This is a genomic window from Pseudomonas sp. EL_65y_Pfl2_R95, from assembly GCF_963971045.1.
GTDB lineage: Bacteria > Pseudomonadota > Gammaproteobacteria > Pseudomonadales > Pseudomonadaceae > Aquipseudomonas.
Genome location: NZ_CAXAOV010000007.1, coordinates 191,696 through 215,971 on the forward strand (window position 1 = coordinate 191,696; position 24,276 = coordinate 215,971).

The following is a 24,276-nucleotide window of genomic DNA, read 5'->3' on the forward strand; positions in this document are numbered from 1 at the left end:
CAAATAAACATCTTCACATGGCCCGATGCCGATGGTTAACAGACAGCAGCAATTGTGCAACGACGGTGAGCGAGTTCTCTATCGGGAGTGGCGCACGTCTCAGCACAGCGTTCTGATTACCCGGCCTGTCGCCGAGCAACCCACCCCCGGCTGCCTTGATCGTCTGCTGCACGAATTCAACCTTAAAGATGAACTCGACAGTGCGTGGGCTGTACGACCTATTGAGTTGGTTCGCGAGGCCGGAAAGAGCTTTCTGCATTTGGATGATCCTGGTGGAGAGCCGCTGTCTCGACTGCTGGTTGCGCCAATGGAAACCAGCGACTTCCTGAGTGTTGCCATTGACGTTGCCGTCGCGCTGGGTCGGTTGCACCAGTGCGCCCTGGTGCATAAAGACCTCAAACCCGCTCATATTCTGGTGAATTGCAACGACGGCCATGCTCGCCTCACAGGGTTTGGCCTTACTTCTCGGCTGCCCCGTGAAAGGCAGGCGCCTAAGCCACTGGAGACCATCGCCGGTACGCTTGCCTACATGGCGCCCGAGCAAACCGGACGGATGAATCGCTCAATCGACTCACGCAGCGACCTGTATTCGTTCGGTGTTGTGCTCTATCAGATGCTCACTGGCTCACTGCCGTTCACCGCCACAGATGCAATGGAGTGGGTGCATTGCCATATAGCTAAAAGACCGGTGCCGCCAAGCGTTCGAGTGGAAACTGTGCCCGCAGTACTTTCCCAGATCGTCATGAAATTGCTGGCGAAGACTGCCGAGGATCGCTATCAGACGGCAGGCGGTATCGAGCAGGACCTGCGCCATTGCCAAGCCGATTGGCTGGCGCATCAACGCATTAATGATTTCGCTCTGGATACGCAAGGAAGTTCTGGCCGATTGCTGATTCCCGAGAAGCTGTACGGGCGTGAACTGGTGGTGGAAAGTTTGGTTAATGCCTTTAACCGGGTTGTCAGCCAGGGAGTTCCAGAACTGGTTCTGGTTTCTGGTTACTCCGGAATCGGCAAGTCTTCGGTGGTCAATGAGTTGCATAAGGTGCTGGTGCCACCTCGTGGGCTCTTTGCTTCCGGTAAGTTCGATCAGTACAAACGTGATATTCCCTATTCAACCCTGGTGCAGGCCTTTCAGAGTCTGGTGCACGCACTGCTGGGTAAGAGCGAAGCAGACTTGGCCAGTTGGCGTGACAAGTTGCTTGGGGCGCTTGAGCCCAATGCGCGTCTTATGACGGATTTGATTCCAGAGCTTAAGCTGATTATTGGTGAGCCGCAGGCTGTTCCGGAGCTTGAGCCACAACAGGCGCAGCGCCGGTTTATGCTGGTCTTTCAGCGTTTCATTGGGGTGTTTGCCCAACCCGAACATCCACTTGCCTTATTTCTTGATGATCTTCAGTGGCTGGACATAGCGACACTCGACCTGCTTGAAAGCCTGCTGGTGCAATCGGATCTGCGCCAACTGATGCTGATCGGTGCCTACCGAGACAACGAAGTTGATGCCACCCATCCACTGACCGCCAAGCTTCAGGCCATTGGTCATGCAGGTGTCAGTATTGAGCAGGTTATGCTGTTGCCGCTGACGGCTACGCACATTGAGCAGTTAATCTCTGAGTCCTTGCATTGCCCGTCTGGTCAGATCACTACCTTGGCCCAGCTGGTGTTTGAGAAAACGGCCGGCAACCCATTCTTTGTGATCCAGTTTTTACAGGCGCTGGTTGAAGGCAATTTACTCTGTTTTGATCATCGTCAGAGCAACTGGATATGGGATCCCAGACGCATCCACGCCATGGGCTACACCGACAATGTTGTCGACCTGATGGTTAATAAGCTGACGCGTTTACCCATGGAAACGCAGCAGGCCCTGCAACAACTGGCCTGTCTCGGTAATGTGGCTGAAATTGCAACGCTGGCGACTGTTCTCGGCATCTCGCAGGTACAGGTCCACCGGGTGTTATGGCAGGCCGTGCGGCAAGAGTTGGTTGAGCGATCAGGGGAAGGCTATGGATTTGTCCATGACAGAATTCACGAGGCTGCTTACTCGCTGACCCCCGTGGAATCGCGCGCCGAGGCTCACTTGCGAATCGGCAGGTTGCTTGCGGCGCAAACGTTGCCAGGTCAGCAGGAAGAGGCAATCTTTGAGATCGTTGGCCAGCTCAATCGCGGCGCCACACTTATCAGCGGGCAACAAGAGCGCGAACAACTGGCGAGTTTAAATCTGCTCGCAGGTCTGCGTGCCAAGGCATCGACGGCCTATGCTTCAGCGCTTACATATTTGTGTGCCGGCATCGATTTACTGGGCGCTGACTGCTGGGCACACCAGCATGAGTTGAGTTACGGGCTTGAGTTGAACCGGGCCGAATGTGAGTTTCTTACCGGGCAACTGGTGGCGGCAGATACCTATTTGCAGACGCTTATGAACCACGCTGCAACCACGGTTGAGCGGGGCCAGGTTACCTGCTTACAAATGGATGTCTACCTGCTTCTTGATCGCAGTGACAGGGCCGTTGCTGTCTGTCTTGATTACCTGCGTTACGTTGATATTGACTGGTCTGCGCACCCAAACGATAAAGAGGTGCGCCGCGAGTACGACCATATATGGCTGCGCTTGGGGGATCGCGCTATCGAGGATCTAATCGACCTGCCTTTGATGGAGGACGCCGCTTCCTTGGTAACCCTCGATGCCTTAAGCAAACTGTTTGCGCCCGCCTTGCAGAGTGATGCTAACTTGGCCAGCCTGACCATCTGCAAGGCGGTTAGCCTCAGCCTTGAAAGGGGTAACTGCGATGCCTCATGCGTCCTCTACGCCAATGTCGGCAGGGTCGCGGGGCGGCGATTTGGTGATTATAAGGCCGGGTTACGCTTCGGCCAGCTGGGTTGCGATCTGGTCGAACGACGTGGTCTGAAACGCTTTGAAGCGAGCACCTACCTGTGCTTTTCGATTTTTATTGCGCGCTGGATGAAGCCGGTTCGTGAGTGTCGCGACTTGCTACGACAGGCATTTGTTGCTGCCAATCGAGTTGGTGATTTGGCTTATGGCGCCTACGCAGGCAACGCGCTTAATTCCGACCTGATTTTCTCGGGCGAACGCTTGTTCGACGTACAAAGCGAAGCCGAGCGTGGCCTCGCTTATGCCAAGAAAGTAAAGTTTGGGCTGGTCACTGACTTTATCAGCACCCAGCTTGCGCTGGTACGCATGCTTCGCGGCCTGACCCCGAGCTTTGGCTGTTTCGACAGTGACCAGTTCAATGAGCGTAATACCGAAGAACATCTGTGTGCCAGCCCGGACCTAGCGCTGGCGACGTGTTGGTACTGGATACGCAAACTACAGTCGCACTATCTGGCCGAAGACAATGTGGCTGCTCTATCTGCAGCTGCAAAAGCGCAGCCGCTGCTCTGGGTTGCCTCCTCGTTTTATGAGGAGGCCGAATACTTTTTCTATGCAGCGCTGGCGATGGCTGCAGTGTATGACGATGCGTCCCGTAGTGAGCGTTTGCAATTTTTGCGTAGCATGGCCGAGTACCATTTGCAGTTGCAGACATGGGCGCAGCAATGCCCCGAGAACTTCGCTGCTCAGGTGAGCCTGGTCGCCGCCGAGTTGGCCCGCTGCGAGGGGCGGATAGTTGATGCTGAACTGCTGTATGAGCAAACCATTGGGTTCGCTCAGCAAAATGCTTTCGTCCACATCGAGGCCCTGGCCAATGAGCTTGCGGCTCGTTTCTACGCTGGGCGTGGGCTACAGAAAGTCGCCCGTGTGTATATGCAGGACGCCCGTTACGCTTATCTGCGCTGGGGTGCAGACGGTAAAGTGCGTCAGCTCGACGAGAAATACCCTTATCTGCGAACAGAGACGCCAAGACTTGGTCCAACCACCACTATTGCTGCGCCGGTTGAACACCTCGATTTAGCCACCGTACTCAAGGTTGCGCAGGCGGCTTCGAGTGAGCTTGTTCTGGAAAAACTGATCGATAGAGTCATGCGCACGGCCATCGAGCAAGCAGGAGCCGAGCGCGGCTTGCTGATTCTGTCGAGCGATGATGATCTGCGGATTGCGGCGGAAGCGACGGCCAGCGATGAGACAACTCAAATGCTGCTGCGTGATGCACCGGTCAGTGCTGCGCTTCTTTCTGGCTCGATCCTCAATCAGGTACTGCGTACTCGCCAACACCTGTGTCTCGACGATGCTGTCACCGAGTTGCAGTTCGCCGGTGATGCCTATATCCGCGAGTACCGTGCACGTTCAATTCTTTGCTTGCCGTTGATGAATCAAGCCAAGCTGATTGGTGCGCTCTATCTGGAAAATAATCTGGCAGCCAATGTGTTTAGCCCCGCGCGCATTGCTGTACTCACGCTGCTAGCCTCGCAAGCTGCCATCTCGCTGGATAATGCCCGGCTGTATCGTGATGTCGAACAGCGTGAAGCGAAGATTCGGCGGCTGGTCGACGCCAATATCATCGGTATTATTGTGTGGAATACCAATGGTGAAATCATTGAAGCTAATGACGCATTTCTGCGCATGGTGGGCTATGAGCGCGAAGAGTTAGTTTCGGGCCGTGTCGGCTGGAGAGATTTAACCACCCCGGAGTCACAGGTAGAGAGTGAGCTCGCTCTGGCGCTCGCCATACAAACCGGGCACGTCCAACCTTTCGAGAAGCAATACATCAAAAAGGACGGGAGTGTGTTGTCGGTCATCTTGGGGTTGGCTTCGTTTGAAGCCAGCCGCAACGAAGGTGTGGCCTTCGTACTCGACCTGACTGAGCGCAAGCTGGCAGAGCAAAAAGCCCGCGAGGGCGAGCGCCGCTATCGCGAAGTTCAGGCTGAATTGGCACACGCTAACCGTGTTGCGACCATGGGTCAGCTCGCGGCCTCGATTGCTCATGAGGTTAATCAGCCAATTGCCGCAACAGTGACCAATGCAGAAACAGCGTTGCGCTGGCTGCACTTCAATCCCCCTGAACTGGGTGAGGTTGAACAGGTGCTTGGACGCATCGTCAATGATGCCAACCGAGCAGCAGAGGTGCTCAGTCGTATACGCGGTTTGATTAAGAAAGCCCCGCCGCAAAAAACCTTGGTTGACATCAATATCGCGGTCTCCGAGATGATCGATTTTACCCGGGGCCAAGCCAGCAAAAGTGGGGCTTTAGTTCAGGCGCAACTCACCGACGGATTACCCCTGATCACGGGCGATCGGGTTGAATTACAACAAGTACTGCTCAACCTGATTATCAATGCGCTTGAGGCGATGAGTGCGGTTATCGACGGTGTACGCGTGCTACAGGTGATTAGCGGACGGGATGACTCGGGTTGCCTGCTGGTTACCGTGCGAGACTCAGGCCCCGGCTTTGCTGAAAAAAATGCCGAGCATGCTTTTGCACCGTTCTACACCACTAAGAGCACCGGGCTGGGAATGGGGTTGTCGATCTGTCGCTCGATTATCGATGCCCATGGTGGACGCCTGTGGGCGAGTGCCAACCTGCCGCGTGGGGCCGTTGTTCAATTCACCTTGCCCATTGCGTCAAACGCGCCTGCGCTTTAGGTGCCCGAAGGCCGAATCGGATAGTTGGGGGCGATGACCTGCTCTGAACTTAGCGCTTGACCCTGACACTAGTGTCAGGGTTTTAGAGTTCCTTGGTGGAGGACATTATGCGAATTGGACAACTGGCAATCCGGACCGGCGTGAGTCATCGGGCCTTGCGTCATTATGAGGCGCAAGAGCTGATCGAATCGACCCTGCAAGACAACGGCTACCGTGAGTATGGCCAAGGGGTTGTGCAGCGGGTGTTGTGGGTTCGGGAGCTGCTCGACTGCGGTTTTAGTACGCGGCAAATACATGGATTGCTCGCTTATCTAGCGGATAGCGAGCCGGGCACCGAGCATTTTCGTCAGTGCCTGCAACAGCACATGGAAAAGCTCGGTGCTCTGGACAGTCTGCTGGCGCAACTTACCGAACGGCGCCAACGTTTATTTGACCGGCTTGAACGTTATACCGATTCGGATGCCACCACGCACACCGCTGAACAAGCCAATGATGCGCTTGATCAGCAAAAACAAGGCATAGGACGGAGTTAGCGATGAGCAGGTTGAACGACAAGGTAGCAGTGATCACCGGCGGCGGCAGCGGTATTGGTTTGGCAATTGCCCTACGGTTTGTGCAGGAAGGGGCGAGGGTGGTGATCACCGGGCGCCGACAGGAAGCACTGGATGACGCGCTGGCGGTGATCGGTACACAGGCCACGGCCTTTTGCGGCGATGTCAGTCGCAAAGATGATGTTGCGCGTCTCTATGAGCAAGTGGGAAAGCTGCATGGCCGCATTGATGTACTGGTGGCAAACGCCGGGGTTATCCATCCCGCACCCTTTGAGGCCGTCACCGACGAGCAATACGACAGCCAGTTCGAAATCAACGTCCGAGGCGTTTTTCAGACCACACAAAAAGCCTTGTCTCTGCTGCGTGACGGTGGCTCGATTGTGCTGGTGTCTTCTATTGCGCACTTCAAGGCGCTTGAAGGCCATTGCGTCTATGCCGCGACCAAGGCCGCAGTGCGTTCGTTTGCGCGCAGTTGGGCGTATGACCTCAAACACCGGGGTATCCGGGTGAATTGCCTGAGCCCAGGACCGGTCAAGACGCCCATTATCGGAAAAATGGGCATCGCCGAAGAACACCTGGAGGCTTTCGAGAAGGGCGTCGGGGAAAAGATTCCTCTGGGCCGTTTGGGGCGGCCTGAGGAACTGGCTGCTGCGGCGTTATTTCTGGCCAGCGATGAAAGCAGCTTCGTCACCGGCATTGATCTGTGTGCGGATGGTGGCCTAGGCCAAATCTAGACGCTTGGGGCATACAATGAGAAGCGCCCACCGGCGAGTAGGCGCTTTTACTGGTTGCGTTAATGCATGTTAACCATGTGAACAGGCATAGGCTGCGTTGACCAGTTCACCTTTGGTTTGCCAGGCATCTGCCTGGTAAACACTGAACAGCATGCTGTCTTCACGCTCGCTGACTTTTACGATTCCACTCGCCTGCTGCGGATCGCTGCTACCGATGAGTAACTCCCCTGAAGACTGGTCAAACTGAATAACACTGGTATCTGAACTCACCTGTTTGTTGACGCAATCCAGGTAGGCAAAGCGATTCAGGTCCTGCAAGGTATTACGCCGCTCCCAACTGAGCCGAGCATCGGTGTTTTGCGCACAACCTGTCAGGCTTGCAATTGCAGCCAGCACCAAGGCTGCAGTGCTGCGCATAATGTGGTTTTTTGCTACAGAGTTTAGCTTTGTCATTTTATCTATCCTCGTACCCTGTTTAATTGACGGAGGGGCGTTAATGCCTTGGGACAGATGGTCAGCGCTGGCAAACACTCAGACCAGGCAATTGCATCAATAGCAGTTATTGATCCAAATGCTGGTTTATTAATGCGCAAGGAGTGGGCGCTAAAAGCAAAAGCTGTTGGCGTTTTAGATTTCAGACTTTTCAGTTTTTGCACCTGCATTCCGGGGGCTTGATTGACTTCTAACTCATGCCGCACCCGGTTAAATCTCGCTAACTCTGTCAGCAGGTTCGGGTTTGATACCTAGGTATAGGGAAGTCATATTCATTAAGTATTCGATTTAAGCGCTTGTACAAAGGAACCCTCTCAACCCAGGCGATAGATTAAAGGCCAAGGGTTGCGGAGGGTGTCATCGTGAACAAATTCAGTGCCCAGGCGATAGAGAGTATTTTAGCGCTACGCTCGACAATGCTTGTCTGCATATCGCTTCTGACTACCAGTCTCGTGAGTTACATCAATTGCTTGAAGCCAGAAGTCCGGGTACTACCTGGACATGGCATACCGAGCCGATTGGCAAGTGATTCACTGGGATTTGTGAGCGTCGGTCTGGAGCCAGGCAGCGTATTGGTAGGCGCACACTTGATAACACCGCGTAGTTTCTACATGCATCATGGGATATACCTTGGCGGTGGTGAAGTTGCTCATTACTCCGGCTTAAGCTCTTCTCTCAAGTCGGGGCCCGTCGAAGTGACTGACCTTGAACACTTTGCAAACGGCAAGCCGGTGTGGGTGTTTCAAGAACCGTATGAATTTTCCAACCACGAAGTTGCTAATCGCGCACGCTCACGAGTCGGTGAGCGTCAATACAAGTTGCTGTCCAACAATTGCGAGCATTTTTGCAACTGGTGTATAAGCGGGAAAAGTTACAGCACGCAATTAAGTGCTTATGTGCGCTGCCCGGGTAAATTACTGTCGTTGGTTTCGGCGTTGGACCCATGTTTTATCGCTTAGCGGTCGACTGATTGGCCGTGCACGATCACTGAATCGCCCAGCGTTTTGTAGGCTCATCGAATGGCTGCTTTTGGCCGAAAGTCGCCGGTCGCAACAGATAGATGTCGGCTAGGAGGCGATTAGTGTGTCTAGTCCTGAAATAGGTTTACACCTATTTCAGGACTAGACAAAGAATTGAGCTTCAGACACTTAAGCGATGAGTCAAAGGCTACCCATTGCGCGTCAGGTTGTACGATTAGAAGGCAGGGAGAATGAATATCTGAAGGCGGTTGAGGAGGTGCCATTCACATCTTTGCGCCTTATTCCTTTCAGGTTGGTCCTACACCTTGGGCGGAAACGTCCGATCCACGCCCCTCGTGCAGCTCGGCAGAATAGGCCGATTTCCGCACCGGGGCGCACTGCATGCGCAATCTTCGTGTTGCCGCTACAGCTTTAAGTCTCTCCTTGATTCTGCCACTGTCATTCGCTCATGCCGACACAAGCGCTAACATTCGCTCAAGCGTACTCGATGTAGAACGCTACTTATTGCTCTACAGCGACAACGGTGATGAGCGATTTTGGGCTCAGATGAGCAAAGCAGAAAATCAACTGAGCGAACAGATCAAAACAGCGAAGAGCGCTGTCACCTTAGAAGCTATTCTCTATACCTATCAAGAGCATGCAGGCGATGTCCGAGCAGTGTATTCGAAAAAAACACACAACCTAGGTACAGCGCTTAATCAGGCATTCGAGATATTAGAACTGTTGGATACGTTTTTACCGGCCGACCATTCCGGTTCTCCACCAGGCATTTCGGACAATTTGCGCACGCTTGCTGTGCTCGATATCCGCCAAGACACGCCGCTTGCAACAGCGAGTGATCGAGAGACCATTGATTCGTTAACCCGTTTCATTAGTTCGCAGATTGACTCACTGGCAAGCGATCATCCGAAGATTTACCCACAAGTACTGCAACGCTGGAAGTACCTGCAAACTGCCCAGCGTGATGGAAAGACGCTGCTCTATCCGTTCAATGCACAAATCGAATACATACTGACAAAACTTGAAAATTGCTTTGGGCCGGCGAGTGGTTGCAGAAAAGTCTTGAAGGCCGAAGCGGACCCACCATTGTGATCAACCTGTGGCCTGTCCTAACAGCAAAAAGCTGCATAAAGCAGGCTTTTAAATGCTTTGTATCAGCAAGACATGCTCTATGCGCTGCCCGTCCCAGCAATAGCGGTAGTGTGGGCCCTGCACCGGGATTGTTACTGCCGTAGGCCGGAAAATGGCCGCACATTCTTCACCAGGCATTCGCACGCTGTTGTACGCCAGACCATAAGAGCGGGTTTCACGCAGCTCACGTGCGAAGCTGTTGCAGAGCGCATAACAGCTCGTATCTTGATCATGCAGCGACTCAAAGCCTGCCCGAATGTCATGCAGCGGTTCGACCAATGAATTGACGTAACAGCGCATCGTCAGTTCCAGGCAGGGCTCTTGGGTAGCGGCCAGGAACCGCTCACGGTGAAATTTCGTTTCAGCAATCGCCGCTTCTATCGAGCTGGCGCAGTAGTAGACACCATAAGCGCCATCCGTGAACCGGCTGCTTGTGCCTATGTGAGTGAATGCAGCCATTAAAGGCGTTGAACCTGGGCCGCTCACACGATCCTCTTGCGCCACCCGCGAGAGCACGCCTGCTTCATCGAGCAATCGGTCATTGGTCATGCTTTCAATGGCGAATGCTGCTTCCAGCTGGCCAGGGTCAAGAATGTCTTCAAAAACCGATACGGGTGGAAACGCGCTACTCACGAGCCGGTAGGCTCTGTCCCATTCTGGTAGGGCGATGCCCGGGGCTTCACTCACCCCCGAACACCATCTAGGTACCGGCGAACGTCCGACAGTTCGGTCATGCGCCCAGACAACATGAATTGCAAAGCACTCTGCCCGTTGAATGGTGCGGCACTGTTAGGCTTGTTGACCCATTGATACGCCGATTCGGCATTGTTGCTGAAGATAATGCGTAGTGCCTTGTGTATGCCCATCAAATACGAAATACGCTCCAGAAGATCATGGCTTAAGCGGATTTCAGGCAGGCTTTTGTACTTGTGGTAGGTGGTATTGGCCACTGAGCCTAGCAGCACTTTTTGCTCTGAAGCAGAGCACCCCCACTTACTCATTAACCCAAAGAAAAAAGTAAGGGCCACCTGACCCGCCTTTGGCGTGTCGGTGAGTGACTGGGTGACCTTTGCTTGACTGTTCATAACCGGTTCCTCGGCAAGCTTGCTAAGCCAGAAGCTATACGTATGCGTATAAATCTACATCAATCATACATATACGTAAATAAGGTTGTTGCAGGGTATTAGGGGGCAGGCCAGGGTCTGCAGCTCTTGAATATCCAGCGTATGTTCATCATGCAAACTGCACGGCAGGGCGATGTGATCATGCATATTGCATTAAATGCAGTTGAGCGAGACATGCATAACCTATTGATTAGTAGACATATTATTCAATGTCTTGATATGGCACAGGCTTTGCTCTTCAGGAGAATGTAAGTAAATGTAATTCGTCTGATTAACGAATGCACAGAACTTCATTGGAGGAACTGCCATGGATAACTTGAGAGATATGAGCGTGTCGACGGCAACCGTCTACATGATTGATCTGAAGCGTTTCAGCACACCCACCAGTTTATGCCTAAGCCTTGCGCGCTCTCATACCTAGATGCGAATTAGCGCGTATTTCCGTGCGCGTTAATGCTGCCATATAGGGTCAAGGTTAGCTTTCGGTTTACTGCAATCTCGCACGCTGTCAAAGAGAGAACATTATGAAAACAACAATTGAGCAGAACCCGCTATACGACACTGTCGGACCCGACGTGGCCGCTCCGCAGCTTTCCGCCAGCGCGGTTTCCTGGGGCGCTATATTTGCGGGTGCCGCAGCGGCGGCGGCACTCTCCCTCATACTGTTGATCCTAGGCACTGGCCTGGGCTTTTCATCGGTATCGCCTTGGTCAAACGAGGGTGTCAGTGCTGGCACTTTTGGTGTGTCGACCATTGTGTGGATCACCATCACTCAATTACTCGCTGCCGGAATGGGCGGTTATCTGGCGGGTCGGCTTAGAGCCAAGTGGATCGACGTACACACGGATGAAGTTTATTTCCGCGATACCGCACACGGCTTTCTAGCCTGGTCTGTCGCGACCTTGGTAACCGCTGTGCTGCTCAGTTCCGTGGTGGGTGCAATCGTCACGGGTGGCGTTAAAGCAGGTGCTTCAGTTGCACAAGGTGTCGCCAGTTCAGCGGTAGTGGCCACTGCAGGCGCAGCCGCCGCGAGTGCAGGCACGAACGATGGAAAAGGCGAAGAGGGCTCCATGGGGTACGCCCTTGACTCACTGTTTCGTCCTAACACCAATACCTATGCGGGTGAGCAAGGCGCACTGACTCAAAGTCAAAGCGCTGTACCAATGGCTGAAATCACGCGCATCTTCATGAACGCCGTTCGCACTGGAACCATGCCCGCAGAGGACACCCAGTATGTCGGCCAGTTGGTCGCTCAGCGCACAGGTCTTACTCAGCAAGAGGCTGAAAAGCGTGTAGCCGATACCTTCACCCAGGTAAAAACCGCGCTTGATAAAGCAGAAACTACAGCCCGCCAAGCTGCAGATGATGCGCGCAAAGCCTCTGCCTATGCGGCGATCTGGCTGTTTATCTCGCTGTTGATAGGGGCCTTCATTGCTAGTTTTGCCGCCACCTTCGGTGGTCGTCAACGCGACGTTTGATCACCACACTCATTGAGTTTTAGGAGACTGATATGCGCTCGATACTATTGTTTTTCCTTGGTGTGCCAATCCCGATAATCATTCTGCTGGCTATCTTTGTATTTTAGACAGCTCCAACCAAAGGCCGCTTGATTATCAAGCGGCCTTTGTCATGAGCCCTGCGAAAGGTGTCAATTAGTAGACCCAGACCTCAACCCGACGATTCTTGATCCGTCCTTCCTCACCCGTATTGGCGGCGACTGGCAGCACATCGCCAAGGCCAATAATGTCTTTGAACATCACACCCTGTTTTGCGAGTTCACGGCGTACCGCCATGGCCCGAAGTTTAGATAGCAACTCGGCTCGCGCGGGATCAGATTTTGGATCGCCGAACCCCACCAACACTACGTTTTGATGCAGCTTATTTTGTGAACTCAAGAAGTCAAATACTCGGCTTAGGTCGCGCAACGCCTTATTATCGAGATTGGCACTGCCTTCAGCGAAGCGGAAATTGACAGACAACCGTTGGGCATTATTGGCCAGGTGTTGATAGGCCGGCGGCATATCGGGCGTTGCTGAAACCTTGATGGCGCTGACTGTCTGCGAAATAAAGCCGTTTTGCGCAACGATGGCTTGGCCGCGAGGGCTGTGAGCGAAGTTAACCAGTGTCTTCACCCAAGGCTTATTGCCCTGAGCGGGAGAGTTATAGAGAAATAATCGCCGCGATAACGGGTAGTCCTCTGTGGCAATAGTGGCTTGCGTCGGCAGCATGGGCTGGGATTCGCCGCTGGCGATGGCCAGTGCTTTGGCCTGGCGGATTGAGGGCAGACCGGTAAATCCGATGCCTTGCGGGTCACTGCTGACTGTGTCCGAGAGCTTATCGTTGGATTCAAAACGCTTCGCAGTTACCGACAAAGCCTTGCCGTTGGCACTGAGCACCAGCTCTTTGAAGGTGTCGTAGGTGCCTGAGTTGTCATCGCGGGCGTACAGGTGAATCTCACCGGCCTTGCCTCCAACCTGGGACCAGTTGCTGATTTCGCCGGAAAACACCTGCGCCAGTTGGTCGGTACGCAGTGAGGTGATTGGGTTGCTCGGGTGCAAAATAATTGCCAGCCCGTCAATCGCGATGACTTGTTCTGCGTCGCGACTTTTCATGTCGCCTAAGCCCGCAAGGCTTGCGACTTCTGCATCCTTTATCGGTCTTGAGGCGGCTGCGATGTCTGCGCTGCCTTCTTGCAAACCAACAAAGCCGGTGCTTGAACCATGGGCCGCGATATCAATTCTGACGTTCTGGCCTTTGGCCGATGTGGCGGTAACTCTTTGCTCGTTTTCGACGCCGCTGGGCTGAATATTGATTGCGCGATAACCTTGCGCTTCAAGCATGCCTTTAACCAATGCAGGCCCTAGCTTGGCACCAATGGTATTCGAGCCTTGCATGCGCAGCAGTGGGGCACTTGATGAAGGCGGGCTTACGGCTGGTTGCTGCGCCGCGAATACAGACCAGGGCAGGGCGTAACACATAAAACCGAGAAGGATAAGTGTGGAGGCACGGCTCCAAGTATCACGATCATTATCGAGCAAGACGCACGACATGCGGCAAACACCTTGTATGGGTGAGAAGTGCCGCGACGATAAGACACTATTGTGACATCGATGTGACGATGTCGTTGTGCCACAGTAAATAGTGTGAAGATGCTCGCGATGTCGCGCGTCAAATTAACGTTTTGACGCGCGACCTGAAGCTTTATTCAAGCTCTAACCAGATAGGTGCATGGTCAGAGGGTTTCTCCATGCCGCGCAGTGCGTAATCAATGCCGGTTGCCTTGATTCTTTCTTTTAGTGGCGCGCTAACCAAAATCACATCAATACGCAGGCCGCGCTTGGGCTCGTCTTCAAACCCGCGGCTGCGGTAATCAAACCAACTGAATTGATCATCCACCTGTGGGTTTTGCAGGCGAAAACTGTCAACCAGTCCCCAGCTTTTGAGGGTGGCGAGCCACTCCCGTTCCTCTGGCAGAAAACTGCATTTACCGGTTTTCAGCCAGCGCTTGCGGTTCACCTCGCCAATGCCAATGTCACAGTCTTCAGGCGAGATGTTGATATCGCCCATCACCACCAGCGACTGGCTGGGCTGAAACTGGGTCGTCAGCAAGTGTTGCAGGTCAGCATAAAATCGCTGTTTTGCTGGAAATTTTGTCGGGTGGTCACGGCTTTCACCTTGGGGGAAATAGCCATTCATCACCGTTACCGGGTTGCCGTTTTTATCGGCAAAGGTGCCATAGATGAAGCGCCGCTGGGCATCTTCGTCGTCACCGGCAAAGCCCTTGTGCAACTCCAGCGGCGCTTCACGCGACAGCAGGGCTACACCGTAGTGGCCTTTTTGCCCGTGATAATGCACGTGATAACCCAGGGCGCGAATGTCTGCTTCCGGGAATTGCTCGTCGGACACTTTGGTCTCTTGCAGGCCAATGACATCCGGCTGGTACTTCTCGATTAAAGCCGCCAATTGATGCGGGCGTGCACGCAGGCCGTTGATATTGAAGGAAACAATCTTCATGGCGGCAGATCCTGAATTTATTACGTATGAGGCCACAGATGCTAGCCGATTGAGGCGTGTGACGGCCAGCGATCTAGCAGCCAAGGTTCAGCGGTGCTAGTGTGGGTATAGGCCCTTTACCGAAAATACAAAAGGTCTTCACTGATGCCAAATAGCCCTGCTGAAGTCAGAATGCTCGACGCCGGTTACTCTCACGAGGCGCGCTCGTTGCTCTATCACGCCTACCGGCATGACCCCACATTTGCGTATTTGTTTGAGGCCGAACGCCCCGGTTTTGATCAGCGTGTGCGGGCTACTGTGCGCGAGCTTGTGCAGCAACATTTCAGTGAGGACCAGCCGGCAATCGGCTTATTGATTGATGATCGGCTAATCGGTATTGCCCTGATTGCACCCCCGCAGCGCAGGCTTGATATCACTGAAAGCTGGGCGTGGCGGATGCGCATGTTGTTGACCACAGGGTTTCGCTGCACCAAGCGCTACCTTGAATACCATGCCGCGCTGATGTCTTGCCTGCCAATTGGCGCCTACCATGTATTACCACTGATTGGTATTCATCCTGAATACCAAGGCCAGCACCGTGGCGAGCAGTTGCTTGAAGCGCTGCACAACTGGTGCGCCGAGGACCCAAATTCACAAGGTATTGTGGTCGATACAGGCAATTCCCATTACCTGAATTTCTACAAGCGTCAAGGCTATGAGGAAGTTGGCGAGATAGCGGTCGGGCCGGTGATTGAGCATGTGTTTTTGCATCCCAATCCCCAGCAGGTCGAGCAGGTAAGCGCCTAGTAACGCCAGCCGGACCAAAAGCGCTGAATGCAAGCCGAAACGATTTAGCAAGTGGTACTGACGTGCCCCATCTTGCAATCTTTAGCTGTATTAAGTGCTCTAGGTCAAAGCGTGCGTCGTGCTAGCATCGACCTTATGACAGTGGTGAAAAAGCTTTGCGCCGGAGTGGCGCTCATATTGTTCTGCGCCGATACATTGGCTGAATCGCGCTTAAGCGTTTCCGTTAAACCGGCTAACAAAGAACTCAAGGCCAACGTGGAAGGTTATATCGGTTCGCTGGGTGAGCGCGACGCCGATGCACTGCAACGTTTTAGCCTGGTGGCCCAAGGCCAGGCCGAGAAAGCCGCTCAGGCCCTTGGCTATTATCAAGCGCAGATCAACACGGAGGTGGTCGAGTCAACGCCGCCGCAACTCAAGGTTTCTATCAATCCGGGTGAGCCTGTCCATCTGCGCAATGTCGTAGTGCGTGTCGAGGGGCCAGCAGCCCAACTCAGCCAATTTAAAATACCCAAGACCGCACGCCTCAAGTCCGGTGATGTGCTCAACCATGGCACGTATGAGGCGGCTAAGCGCTTTATTCTCAACCAAGGCTCACGTTATGGATTTTTCGCGGGCAAGTTCACCAGCCAGCAACTCGATATAGACCCGCGTGCGGGTATTGCCGATGTGTCGCTGATTTATGAGAGTGGTCCGCGATACACCTTTGGCGACGTCGCTTTTTCGGGCGATTACGACCTCGACAATGAACTGCTGCAACGGATGGTGCCATTCGAAGCGGATACACCCTATAACGCAGACAAAATTGCCGAGCTTTATCAAGCGCTGCGTTCCAGCGACTACTTTGACAATGTGCAGGTCGATGCCAACCCGTCCAATGCCGTGGGCGAAACGATCCCGGTTATGGTCCAGCTTGCCCCACGCAAACCGCGGAGCATGGGTGTCGGGCTGGGGTTTTCAACTGACGTAGGGCCGCGTGGGCGAGCCAACTGGACGCGCCATTATGCCAATCCACAAGGCCATAGCTATGGCACGGAGATGGAACTGTCAGCGCCTCGGCAAAACGTCAGCTTGTTTTATGACATCCCCCTGGACCCACCGCTAACCGACAAGCTCCGGTTTGTGGGTGGTTATCAGTACGAAGACCTGCCCGATACCGACACCCTGAGCAAGCTGATCACAGTGGGCCCGGAATGGCACAGCCAGTTGGACAACGGCTGGCAACGGGTGATTTCACTGAAGTGGCAACGGGAGGAGTACGAACTGGGTAACGACTCTGGCTTGAGCACTTTGCTGCTACCGGGTATCAGCTATGCCTATTTGCAGAGTGACAGTCAGATCGATCCAAGCCAGGGCTATCGTTTGCAGGTCGACCTGGCCGCAGGCAAAGAGGGCCTGGGGTCCGACTCCGACGTGGTGCACTCCAATGCCTTGGCCAAAGGCCTCTATACCGTAGCCAAGAAACACCGGTTCCTTGCGCGCGCACAGGTGGGTGGCACTGAGTCGAATGGGTTCAGTAATGTACCGCCGTCGCTGCGTTTTTTTGCTGGCGGTGACCAAAGCGTGCGCGGCTACGATTACGACAGTCTGTCGCCTGAGAACTCAGATGGCGACAAGATTGGTGGCCGCTATCTGGTAGCGGGCTCGGTTGAATATCAATACAGCGTCGCTGATAAATGGCGCGTGGCGACCTTCTTCGATCAAGGTAACTCATTCAACGACCTGGAGTTTCCTTCGCTTAAAAAATCATTTGGTTTCGGTGTGCGCTGGATTTCGCCTTTGGGCCCATTGCGTCTGGATCTCGCCAAGCCAATTAACCCGGGCAAGGATGACGACGACGGCATCCATATTCACTTCTCTATGGGGCCGGAGCTTTGAACCGTCTGCTAAAGCGCAGCCTGCTGGCTGTATTGGCGTTAATCCTGGTCCTGCTTATCGCACTTGCCGGCCTGCTTGGGACGCAATCGGGAAGTCGCTGGCTGCTTGGTCGTGTGCCCGGACTGCAAGTGGAGAACTACAGCGGCCGGTTAGCGGGGCGTTGGCAGGCTGATGCTCTGCGCTGGCAGCAAGACTCGACGATTGTTGACATTAAAAACCCACAGTTTGAATGGTCGCCGGGTTGTCTGTTGCGCATGACCTTGTGCATTGATCAGCTCAAAGCGCAAGCCATCACCCTACAATTGCCCGCCAGCACCGACGAGCCAAGTAGCGGGCCTATTACCTTGCCTGAGTTGAATCTGCCACTTGCCGTTGAGTTGGGTGAAATCGAGATTGGCAGCCTGCAGCTCAATGGAGTAGAGCAGCTGCAGGGTCTGCAGCTGGCAGCGCATTGGACTGCAGAAGGCTTGAAGATCGATAAGTTGGCTGTTCAGCGTGAGGATCTAAACGTTGCCCTAACCGGCTTGCTCAAGCCAACCGGCGACTGGCCACTTACGGTTGCCGGCGATATTAACCTGCCGTCACCGGACGGTGGCCCATGGAAACTGGCGCTAACTATCAACGGCGATCTGCAAAATACCCTGAATATTGACGCACAAAGCAGTGGCTATTTGCCGGGCCATTTAACGGGCGAATTGCAGGCCCTGGCTGAAAATCTACCGGCGAAAGTGCAGCTCACTGCCGACGGTTTCAAAGGCAGCGAGGCATTGCCCGAAACCCTGCGCTTGAATCAGGTTTTACTCACCGCCGAGGGCGACCTAAAACAGGGGTATACCCTCAATGGCAACGCGCAGTTGCCAGGTGAGGGGGGCGACATCACCCTGCTGTTAAAGGGGTTGGTAACAGGAGAGGGGGCGGATATTTCGCAGCTGCAACTCAGTGCAGATGAGCAGCGCAAGCTCGACCTCAATGCCAAGATGAGCTGGACTGACGGCTTTAGCGTTGATGCCAGTTACGACTGGCACGACTTCCCTTGGTTAATGCTCTATCCGTTGGAAAGCCCGCCGCCGGTGAGTGTCAAAACCCTGAAGGGCGACATCAGCTTTGCTAACGGCAATTACCTTGGGAATATCGATGCCAGCCTGTCAGGGCCCGCCGGAGCCTTTACTGTTAAAACGCCCGTAAGTGGCGACCTGACCCAGGTACACCTCCCCGACTTACAGGTCGTGGCCGGGCAGGGTAAGGCACAGGGTCGGGTTCAGGTTGGCTTTGCCGATGGCATTAGTTGGGACACGCAGCTGCAACTCACCGACCTCGATCCAGCCTATTGGGTGGCGGAAATGCCGGGCACCTTGGCAGGCCCGCTCGCCAGCAAAGGCCAGTTGAAGAATGAAATACTCAGCCTTAATGCTGCGCTGGATATCAACGGCAAGCTGCGGGGGCAGACCGCACAACTTAAAGTGGATGCTGCCGGTGCTGGGCAGTCATGGACCCTAAGTGCCCTGAATATCAAACTTGGCGAAAACAGCATCAGTGGTGACGGCACACTGGATAAAACATTGGCAGGGCAATTACGCTTGAACTTGCCACGCCTTGGCCAGCTTTGGCCAGAGCTGCAGGGGCGGGTGACGGGTCGAGTCGACTTAACCGGCAGTCTCAATGCGCCGCAGGGCAAGCTGACGCTCAAGGGTCAGCAAATCGCCTATATCGACCAGCGGATCAACAGCCTTGATCTGAATGCGGACCTGAACAGTGCTCAACAGGCCGATATCAAGTTAATGGCCGAGGGAATTGCCCTTGGCGATACTCAACTCGGACGCCTGGATGCTGCGGCGCAAGGTAATCGGCAACGGCAAAGCCTGAAGCTTGACCTCAAAGGTCCGTTGCTTGAAACATCAACGGCCCTGCAGGGTGTGCTTAACGATAAAGGTACGTGGCGCGGTACGCTCGACCAAGGCCAAATTAAAAGTGGCGGGCAAGACTGGCGCTTGCAACAGCCTGCAACCCTGGAGCGGCTGGCGAGCGGACAGATCACCTTGGGCAAACATTGCTGGCGTTCAGGCAGCGCATCGTTATGTGGTGAAGACCAGCGTTTGCTGCCTGATCCGCGAATTCGTTATCAACTTAAGGGCTTTCCGCTCGAGAGTTTGGCCAAATGGTTCCCGAAAGACTTCGCCTGGCAAGGCAAACTGGATGCGGCGATCAAGCTCGATATCCCCAGCGCCGGCCCGAGCGGGCAGATCACCGTCGATGCTGGGCGCGGTTCATGGCGGGTGCGCAACGCTGGTGAGTGGAATGATTTCAATTATGACAACCTGCGCTTGGTCAGCGACCTTAAGCCGACGCAGATCGTCAGCACTTTGCAGTTAAGTGGGCCGAAACTCGGCCAGATCAACGTTCAGGCCAAGCTTGACCCGCGACCCGGCAAGCGACCGATCTCCGGCACCTACAATTTGCAGGGTGTCGATATTTCCATCGCCCGGCCTTTTGTGCGCATGGTGGATACCCTAACCGGACGCCTCAGCGGTAACGGCACCTTGTCAGGCACATTGCTAGCGCCACTGGTGAATGGTCGGGTGCAACTGGCAGACACCGAGATTTCGGGCGGACAGTTACCGACCAACTTTGAACGTTTGCAAGTGCTGGCGTTAATCAATGGGCAGAATCTGCAGTTGACTGGCGACTGGCGCAGCGGCGAGAAGGGCACAGGCCAACTAAAGGGCAATCTGGCTTGGGGCGACGGCCTTGCCGGCCAATTGAATATCAGCGCCAAGCAGATGTCAGTCAATGTGGAGCCTTACGCCGCACTGGAAGTCGAGCCGGATATAACGATCGTCGTCGCCAATGAACAAATGTCCGTGCGCGGCAAGGTGCTGGTGCCTCGCGGCAGCATTGAGGTGCGTGAGCTACCACCATCCACGGTACAGGTGTCCAGCGATGCGCGAATCGTCGGCAGTCAGGCGCCTGACGACAAGCCAGTGGCAATTGCGATGGATGTCGATGTGATTGTCGGCGACGACCTGCTCAAGTTCAGCGGCTTTGGGCTTAAGGCAGAAATTGCCGGCAACGTGCATATAGGCAATGACCTTGATACCCGAGGCGTGCTCAACCTCAATAATGGCAAATTCGCCGCCTATGGCCAGAAACTCACGATCCGCAGGGCGCGCTTGCTATTCGCTGGCCCAATTGATCAGCCGTATCTAGACGTTGAAGCCATACGCACGGTAGGCGATGTTGTGGCTGGACTGCGCTTGACTGGCAACGCGGCCGAGCCAAAAAGTGAGGTGTTCTCCGAACCCGCCATGAGCCAGAACCAAGCCTTGAGCTATCTGATATTGGGCCGGCCAATCGGCGACAGCGGTGACAGCAACTTGATCGGTCAGGCCGTGGTTGCCCTGAGCCTCAAGGGCGGAACCCCATTTGCTGGCAACGTTGCGCAAACCCTGGGTATCAAGGATTTCCAGCTCGACAGCGAAGGCAGCGGTGACAGCACCAGCGTGGTTGCCAGTGGCAAGCTGTCTGAACGCCTCAGTTTACGTTACGGCGTCGGGGTGTTTGAACCGGTCAATACCGTGGCTTTACGCTATGAATTGACCAAGCGCTTGTACCTTGAAGCCGCCAGCGGTTTAGCCAGTTCGCTGGATATTTTCTTCAAACGTGATTTCTGATCGTCATACTTGTAAAAAACTCTTCAAAATCAACGCTCCATTCTGAAAAGAGGCGTGGTAGCATCCAAAGCCATCAAAGTGCTGTAGCACTTTGACACAACTAGGTTGCTGCAACGTTTGTCGGCTTTACGTGACCCGTAGCGCTGACGTGTTGTCAGCATAGACAGTGGCGCTTATCGGCGGCATGTCCTGACTATCGGCCCCGGTAACAGCTGGCGCTGAACAACAAGAAAAAGGAGCTAGCGATGGAGTTCATCAACAATCTGGTCAACCAGGTTAACGGCCTCGTCTGGGGGCCGCCGATGTTGGTGTTGATCCTCGGCACAGGTCTTTTCCTGATGCTGCGGTTGAAGTTTATGCCGCTGACGCACATCGCCACAGGCTTCCGCCTGATGTGGCAAGGCCGCGCCAAAGGTGACAACGAAAGCGGTGAGATCACCCCGTTTCAAGCATTAATGACCACCCTTGCCGCCACAGTCGGTACCGGTAACATTGCCGGTGTTGCAACGGCGATTTTCCTTGGCGGCCCAGGTGCGCTGTTCTGGATGTGGTGTACGGCGCTGGTGGGTATGGCGACCAAGTACTGCGAAGTTGTATTGGCTGTTCACTACCGTGAAAAAGATCCGCGTGGCGAGCACGTCGGTGGGCCAATGTATGCAATCAAGAACGGCCTCGGCAAAAAGTGGGCGTGGATGGGCGCTGCGTTTGCCATCTTTGGTGGCTTTGCTGGTTTTGGTATCGGCAACATGGTTCAGGTCAACAGTATGGCCAGTGCCATGCAAGAGACCTTCAATGTACCGCCGCTGGTCACCGGCATCGTCAGCATGGTGCTGGTCGGCTTGGTGATTTTGGGTGGCATCCGCCGTATTGGTAAGGTTGCCGCTTCTTTAGTGCCATTTATGTGCGTGGCCTACATCATCGCGGCAATCGTGGTGTTGGTGGTTAATGCTTCGGCCATTCCGGCTGCATTCGACTTGATCATTACTCACGCCTTCACCCCAATTGCTGCGACCGGTGGTTTTGCAGGCGCTGCGGTAATGGCGGCGATTCGCTTCGGTGTGGCGCGTGGTATTTTCTCCAACGAAGCAGGCCTTGGTACTGCAGGTATTGCTCAGGCCGCTGGCACCACTGACAGCCCGATTCGTTCAGGCATGATCGGCATGCTCGGGACCTTCATTGATACGCTGGTTATTTGCACCCTGACGGGTCTGGCAATCATCTGCTCGGGCGTTTGGAGCAGCGGCGCCAGTGGCGCAGCATTGTCGGCAGCCGCATTTGAGTCTGCTATGCCAGGCTTCGGCGGCGCAATCCTGACCATCGCGTTGGTGATCTTTGCATTCACCACGATCTTGGGCTGGAGCTACTACGGCGAGCGTTGCTGGGAATACTTGATGGGGACCAAAACCATCCTGCCATTTCGTTTGATCTGGGTGTTGGCTGTCCCGTTCGGCGCAATCGCCCAACTGGATTTTGCTTGGCTGGTCGCGGACACCCTCAACGGCTTGATGGCACTGCCTAACCTGGTGGCCCTGTTGCTGCTTAGCCCGGTTGTGGTGAAGCTGACTAAAGAGCACTTCAACAAACAGGCTTGACGGAATTTCAACTGCTAATCCCATAATATTTATGGGGCCAGCAGTTGAGTGAAATAGCCCCGTAAATCGGGGCTATTTTGTGTCTGGCATGTTTTACTGGTGGACAACCATTCGACCATCCAAAACCGAGAGGATCATTGCAATGACTCAAGTAAACTTGCGCGGTAACCCGGTAGATGTAGCAGGTAAATTACCAGAGGTGGGCCAACAGGCTCCAGCCTTCACGTTGGTCGGTGCCGGTTTGGCTGACGTAAGCCTGAGCAGCCTGGCAGGCAAGCGTAAAGTGCTGAACATTTTTCCAAGCGTTGATACGCCGACCTGCGCCATGTCGGTACGCAAATTCAACACCGAGGCCAGCGGCCTGGCCAATACAGTAGTGGCCTGTATCTCGGCGGACCTGCCGTTTGCTCAGGCGCGTTTCTGCGGCGCAGAAGGCCTGGAAAACGTCGTCAACCTGTCGACCATGCGCGGTGCAGAATTCCTTAAAGACTATGGCGTTGCGCTGACTTCTGGCCCATTGGCCGGTGTTGCCGCCCGTGCTGTCGTGGTTCTAGATGAAAACGACAAGGTTCTGCACAGCGAACTGGTTGCTGAAATTGGTACCGAACCCAACTACGACGCAGCAATTGCTGTGCTCAAGTAAGGCCGCCAGGTAGCTAAACAGCACGCCTATAAAAGCCCGCATTCCATTGGATTGCGGGCTTTTTGTCGAGCGCTCGCTTACAGGGTCAACATGGCCATTGACTCGGCGCTATAGCGATCACCGGCAGCCGCTTGCGCGGGGAATATAGCGTTCAGATCTGCAAGCTCTGCCGGGCTGAGGTTGACCTCCAAGGCCGCAATATTTTCTTCCAGATAACGGCGGCGTTTGGTTCCAGGGATCGGCACTATATCGTCACCCTGCGCCAACACCCACGCCAAGGCCAGTTGCGAAGCCTTGACCCCTTTATCACGGGCTAGCTGCTCGACCTGAGCAACCAGCTGCAGGTTCTTAGCGAAATTGTCACCCTGAAAGCGCGGGCTAAAACGCCGGTAATCATCTTCGGCGAAATCATCAGGGCTTTTCAGTGCGCCAGTCAGAAACCCCCGACCCAGCGGACTGTAAGGCACAAACGCGATGCCAAGTTCGCGGCAGGTGGCGAGTACCTGATTCTGCTCAGGGTCGCGCGTCCACAATGAGTATTCACTTTGAACGGCACTGATCGGGTGAACCTTGTTGGCCCGCTGCAAAGTTTGTGGGGCCACTTCACTCAGGCCCAAATAGCGAACTTTACCTTCCCTCACGAGTTCAGCCATTGCGCCGACGGTATCCTCAATCGGCACATTCGGGTCAATTCTGTGCTGGTAATACAGGTCGATATAGTCAGTCTGTAAACGCTTGAGGCTGCCTTCAACCGATGCGCGCACATAATCTGGATGGCCGCTGACACCCCGAACATGTGGGTTGCTTGGGTCACGCAGCAAGCCGAACTTAGTGGCAATAAAGGCCTGTTGGCGTTTGCCTGCCAATGCCTGACCGAGCAACACCTCGTTGCTGTGGGGGCCATAGGCATCTGCCGTATCGAACAGGTTCAACCCTAGTTCCAATGCGCGGTGCAGGGTGGCGACTGATTCTTGGTCGTCCTGATTGGTGACATAGAAATCGCTCATGCCCATGCAACCTAAACCGATCGCTGAAACCTGTGGGCCGTTATGACCGAGTTGGCGAGTTTTCATCGGTTAAACCTCTGGCTAAAAAATGTGAGACCAGTTTGGCTGTTATCGGTTGGTAGATAAACCGGCTAAACTACTATGCA

17 protein-coding genes are annotated in these 24,276 nt (G+C 54.4%); 11 read left to right on the forward strand and 6 right to left on the reverse strand.

Annotated elements, in window-relative coordinates; translation table 11 throughout:
* The first annotated feature begins 25 nt into the window (after positions 1 to 25).
* The 3 genes from AACY09_RS20745 to AACY09_RS20755 all read left to right on the forward strand — a co-directional run bounded on the left by AACY09_RS20745 (position 26) and on the right by AACY09_RS20755 (position 6,818).
* The gene (locus tag AACY09_RS20745; protein ID WP_339490747.1) at positions 26 to 5,533 is read left to right on the forward strand and encodes a trifunctional serine/threonine-protein kinase/ATP-binding protein/sensor histidine kinase; all 5,508 of its coding nucleotides are present in this window, start codon (positions 26 to 28) and stop codon (positions 5,531 to 5,533) included.
* Positions 5,534 to 5,640: 107 nt separating this feature from the next.
* The gene (locus tag AACY09_RS20750; protein WP_339490748.1) at positions 5,641 to 6,066 is read left to right on the forward strand and encodes a MerR family transcriptional regulator; all 426 of its coding nucleotides are present in this window, start codon (positions 5,641 to 5,643) and stop codon (positions 6,064 to 6,066) included.
* A gap of 2 nt (positions 6,067 to 6,068) precedes the next feature.
* Positions 6,069 to 6,818, forward strand: a complete 750-nt coding sequence (locus AACY09_RS20755; RefSeq protein ID WP_339490749.1) for an SDR family NAD(P)-dependent oxidoreductase — start codon at positions 6,069 to 6,071, stop codon at positions 6,816 to 6,818.
* A 69-nt stretch (positions 6,819 to 6,887) separates the two neighbouring features.
* Here the strand turns inward: AACY09_RS20755 and AACY09_RS20760 are convergent, their stop codons facing one another.
* Complete coding sequence (locus AACY09_RS20760) at positions 6,888 to 7,271, reverse strand: hypothetical protein (RefSeq protein WP_339490751.1); 384 nt, start codon at positions 7,269 to 7,271, stop codon at positions 6,888 to 6,890.
* 401 nt (positions 7,272 to 7,672) lie between these two features.
* On the opposite strand from AACY09_RS20760, the gene AACY09_RS20765 reads away from it, so the two are divergent.
* The gene (locus AACY09_RS20765) at positions 7,673 to 8,269 is read left to right on the forward strand and encodes a lecithin retinol acyltransferase family protein (RefSeq protein WP_339490752.1); all 597 of its coding nucleotides are present in this window, start codon (positions 7,673 to 7,675) and stop codon (positions 8,267 to 8,269) included.
* A 402-nt stretch (positions 8,270 to 8,671) separates the two neighbouring features.
* On the forward strand, positions 8,672 to 9,382 hold the full coding sequence (locus AACY09_RS20770; RefSeq protein WP_339490753.1) for a hypothetical protein: 711 nt from the start codon (positions 8,672 to 8,674) through the stop codon (positions 9,380 to 9,382).
* Positions 9,383 to 9,430: 48 nt separating this feature from the next.
* Here AACY09_RS20770 and AACY09_RS20775 read toward each other — a convergent pair whose 3' ends face one another.
* Positions 9,431 to 10,108, reverse strand: coding sequence for an RES family NAD+ phosphorylase (locus AACY09_RS20775; protein ID WP_339490754.1), 678 nt, complete (start codon positions 10,106 to 10,108; stop codon positions 9,431 to 9,433).
* On the reverse strand, positions 10,105 to 10,506 hold the full coding sequence (locus AACY09_RS20780; RefSeq protein WP_339490755.1) for an MbcA/ParS/Xre antitoxin family protein: 402 nt from the start codon (positions 10,504 to 10,506) through the stop codon (positions 10,105 to 10,107). Before AACY09_RS20780 ends, AACY09_RS20775 begins: the two co-directional genes overlap by 4 nt.
* Positions 10,507 to 11,069: 563 nt before the next feature.
* On the opposite strand from AACY09_RS20780, the gene AACY09_RS20785 reads away from it, so the two are divergent.
* Positions 11,070 to 12,023: a hypothetical protein gene (locus AACY09_RS20785; RefSeq protein WP_339490756.1), complete on the forward strand. Its 954-nt coding sequence runs from the start codon at positions 11,070 to 11,072 to the stop codon at positions 12,021 to 12,023.
* Positions 12,024 to 12,197: 174 nt separating this feature from the next.
* Here the strand turns inward: AACY09_RS20785 and AACY09_RS20790 are convergent, their stop codons facing one another.
* Both AACY09_RS20790 and xthA read right to left on the reverse strand, forming a co-directional pair.
* A complete protein-coding gene (locus AACY09_RS20790; RefSeq protein ID WP_339490757.1) occupies positions 12,198 to 13,595 on the reverse strand; it encodes a phosphate ABC transporter substrate-binding/OmpA family protein in 1,398 nt (465 codons plus the stop codon).
* Positions 13,596 to 13,746: 151 nt separating this feature from the next.
* Complete coding sequence (xthA, locus tag AACY09_RS20795) at positions 13,747 to 14,559, reverse strand: exodeoxyribonuclease III (RefSeq protein ID WP_339490758.1); 813 nt, start codon at positions 14,557 to 14,559, stop codon at positions 13,747 to 13,749.
* Positions 14,560 to 14,703: 144 nt separating this feature from the next.
* Between xthA and AACY09_RS20800 the strand changes: the two genes are divergently transcribed.
* The 5 genes from AACY09_RS20800 to tpx all read left to right on the forward strand — a co-directional run bounded on the left by AACY09_RS20800 (position 14,704) and on the right by tpx (position 23,123).
* Positions 14,704 to 15,345 (forward strand): GNAT family N-acetyltransferase, encoded by a 642-nt coding sequence (locus tag AACY09_RS20800; RefSeq protein ID WP_339490759.1) that lies wholly within the window; start codon positions 14,704 to 14,706, stop codon positions 15,343 to 15,345.
* Positions 15,346 to 15,480: 135 nt separating this feature from the next.
* Positions 15,481 to 17,220, forward strand: a complete 1,740-nt coding sequence (locus AACY09_RS20805) for an autotransporter assembly complex protein TamA (RefSeq protein ID WP_339490815.1) — start codon at positions 15,481 to 15,483, stop codon at positions 17,218 to 17,220.
* Complete coding sequence (locus AACY09_RS20810) at positions 17,217 to 20,888, forward strand: translocation/assembly module TamB domain-containing protein (protein WP_339490760.1); 3,672 nt, start codon at positions 17,217 to 17,219, stop codon at positions 20,886 to 20,888. The genes AACY09_RS20805 and AACY09_RS20810 overlap by 4 nt, the downstream gene beginning before the upstream one ends.
* Before the next feature lie 245 nt (positions 20,889 to 21,133).
* The gene (locus AACY09_RS20815) at positions 21,134 to 22,480 is read left to right on the forward strand and encodes an alanine/glycine:cation symporter family protein (protein WP_339490761.1); all 1,347 of its coding nucleotides are present in this window, start codon (positions 21,134 to 21,136) and stop codon (positions 22,478 to 22,480) included.
* A gap of 142 nt (positions 22,481 to 22,622) precedes the next feature.
* Positions 22,623 to 23,123, forward strand: coding sequence for a thiol peroxidase (gene tpx / locus AACY09_RS20820; RefSeq protein ID WP_339490762.1), 501 nt, complete (start codon positions 22,623 to 22,625; stop codon positions 23,121 to 23,123).
* 77 nt (positions 23,124 to 23,200) lie between these two features.
* Here tpx and AACY09_RS20825 read toward each other — a convergent pair whose 3' ends face one another.
* Entirely contained in the window at positions 23,201 to 24,196 is a 996-nt protein-coding gene (locus AACY09_RS20825; RefSeq protein ID WP_339490764.1) for an aldo/keto reductase, read from the reverse strand.
* Positions 24,197 to 24,276: the final 80 nt, after the last annotated feature.

Excerpts from the sequence above, each read along its gene's own strand:
- AACY09_RS20805 (WP_339490815.1), top strand. The coding sequence starts at position 15,481 with ATGACAGTGGTGAAAAAGCTTTGCGCCGGAGTGGCGCTCATATTGTTC.
- AACY09_RS20770 (WP_339490753.1), top strand. The coding sequence starts at position 8,672 with ATGCGCAATCTTCGTGTTGCCGCTACAGCTTTAAGTCTCTCCTTGATT.
- AACY09_RS20755 (WP_339490749.1), top strand. The coding sequence starts at position 6,069 with ATGAGCAGGTTGAACGACAAGGTAGCAGTGATCACCGGCGGCGGCAGC.
- AACY09_RS20745 (WP_339490747.1), top strand. The coding sequence starts at position 26 with ATGCCGATGGTTAACAGACAGCAGCAATTGTGCAACGACGGTGAGCGA.
- AACY09_RS20800 (WP_339490759.1), top strand. The coding sequence starts at position 14,704 with ATGCCAAATAGCCCTGCTGAAGTCAGAATGCTCGACGCCGGTTACTCT.
- AACY09_RS20785 (WP_339490756.1), top strand. The coding sequence starts at position 11,070 with ATGAAAACAACAATTGAGCAGAACCCGCTATACGACACTGTCGGACCC.
- AACY09_RS20790 (WP_339490757.1), bottom strand. The coding sequence starts at position 13,595 with ATGTCGTGCGTCTTGCTCGATAATGATCGTGATACTTGGAGCCGTGCC.
- AACY09_RS20750 (WP_339490748.1), top strand. The coding sequence starts at position 5,641 with ATGCGAATTGGACAACTGGCAATCCGGACCGGCGTGAGTCATCGGGCC.
- AACY09_RS20760 (WP_339490751.1), bottom strand. The coding sequence starts at position 7,271 with ATGACAAAGCTAAACTCTGTAGCAAAAAACCACATTATGCGCAGCACT.
- tpx (WP_339490762.1), top strand. The coding sequence starts at position 22,623 with ATGACTCAAGTAAACTTGCGCGGTAACCCGGTAGATGTAGCAGGTAAA.
- AACY09_RS20780 (WP_339490755.1), bottom strand. The coding sequence starts at position 10,506 with ATGAACAGTCAAGCAAAGGTCACCCAGTCACTCACCGACACGCCAAAG.
- AACY09_RS20815 (WP_339490761.1), top strand. The coding sequence starts at position 21,134 with ATGGAGTTCATCAACAATCTGGTCAACCAGGTTAACGGCCTCGTCTGG.
- AACY09_RS20825 (WP_339490764.1), bottom strand. The coding sequence starts at position 24,196 with ATGAAAACTCGCCAACTCGGTCATAACGGCCCACAGGTTTCAGCGATC.
- xthA (WP_339490758.1), bottom strand. The coding sequence starts at position 14,559 with ATGAAGATTGTTTCCTTCAATATCAACGGCCTGCGTGCACGCCCGCAT.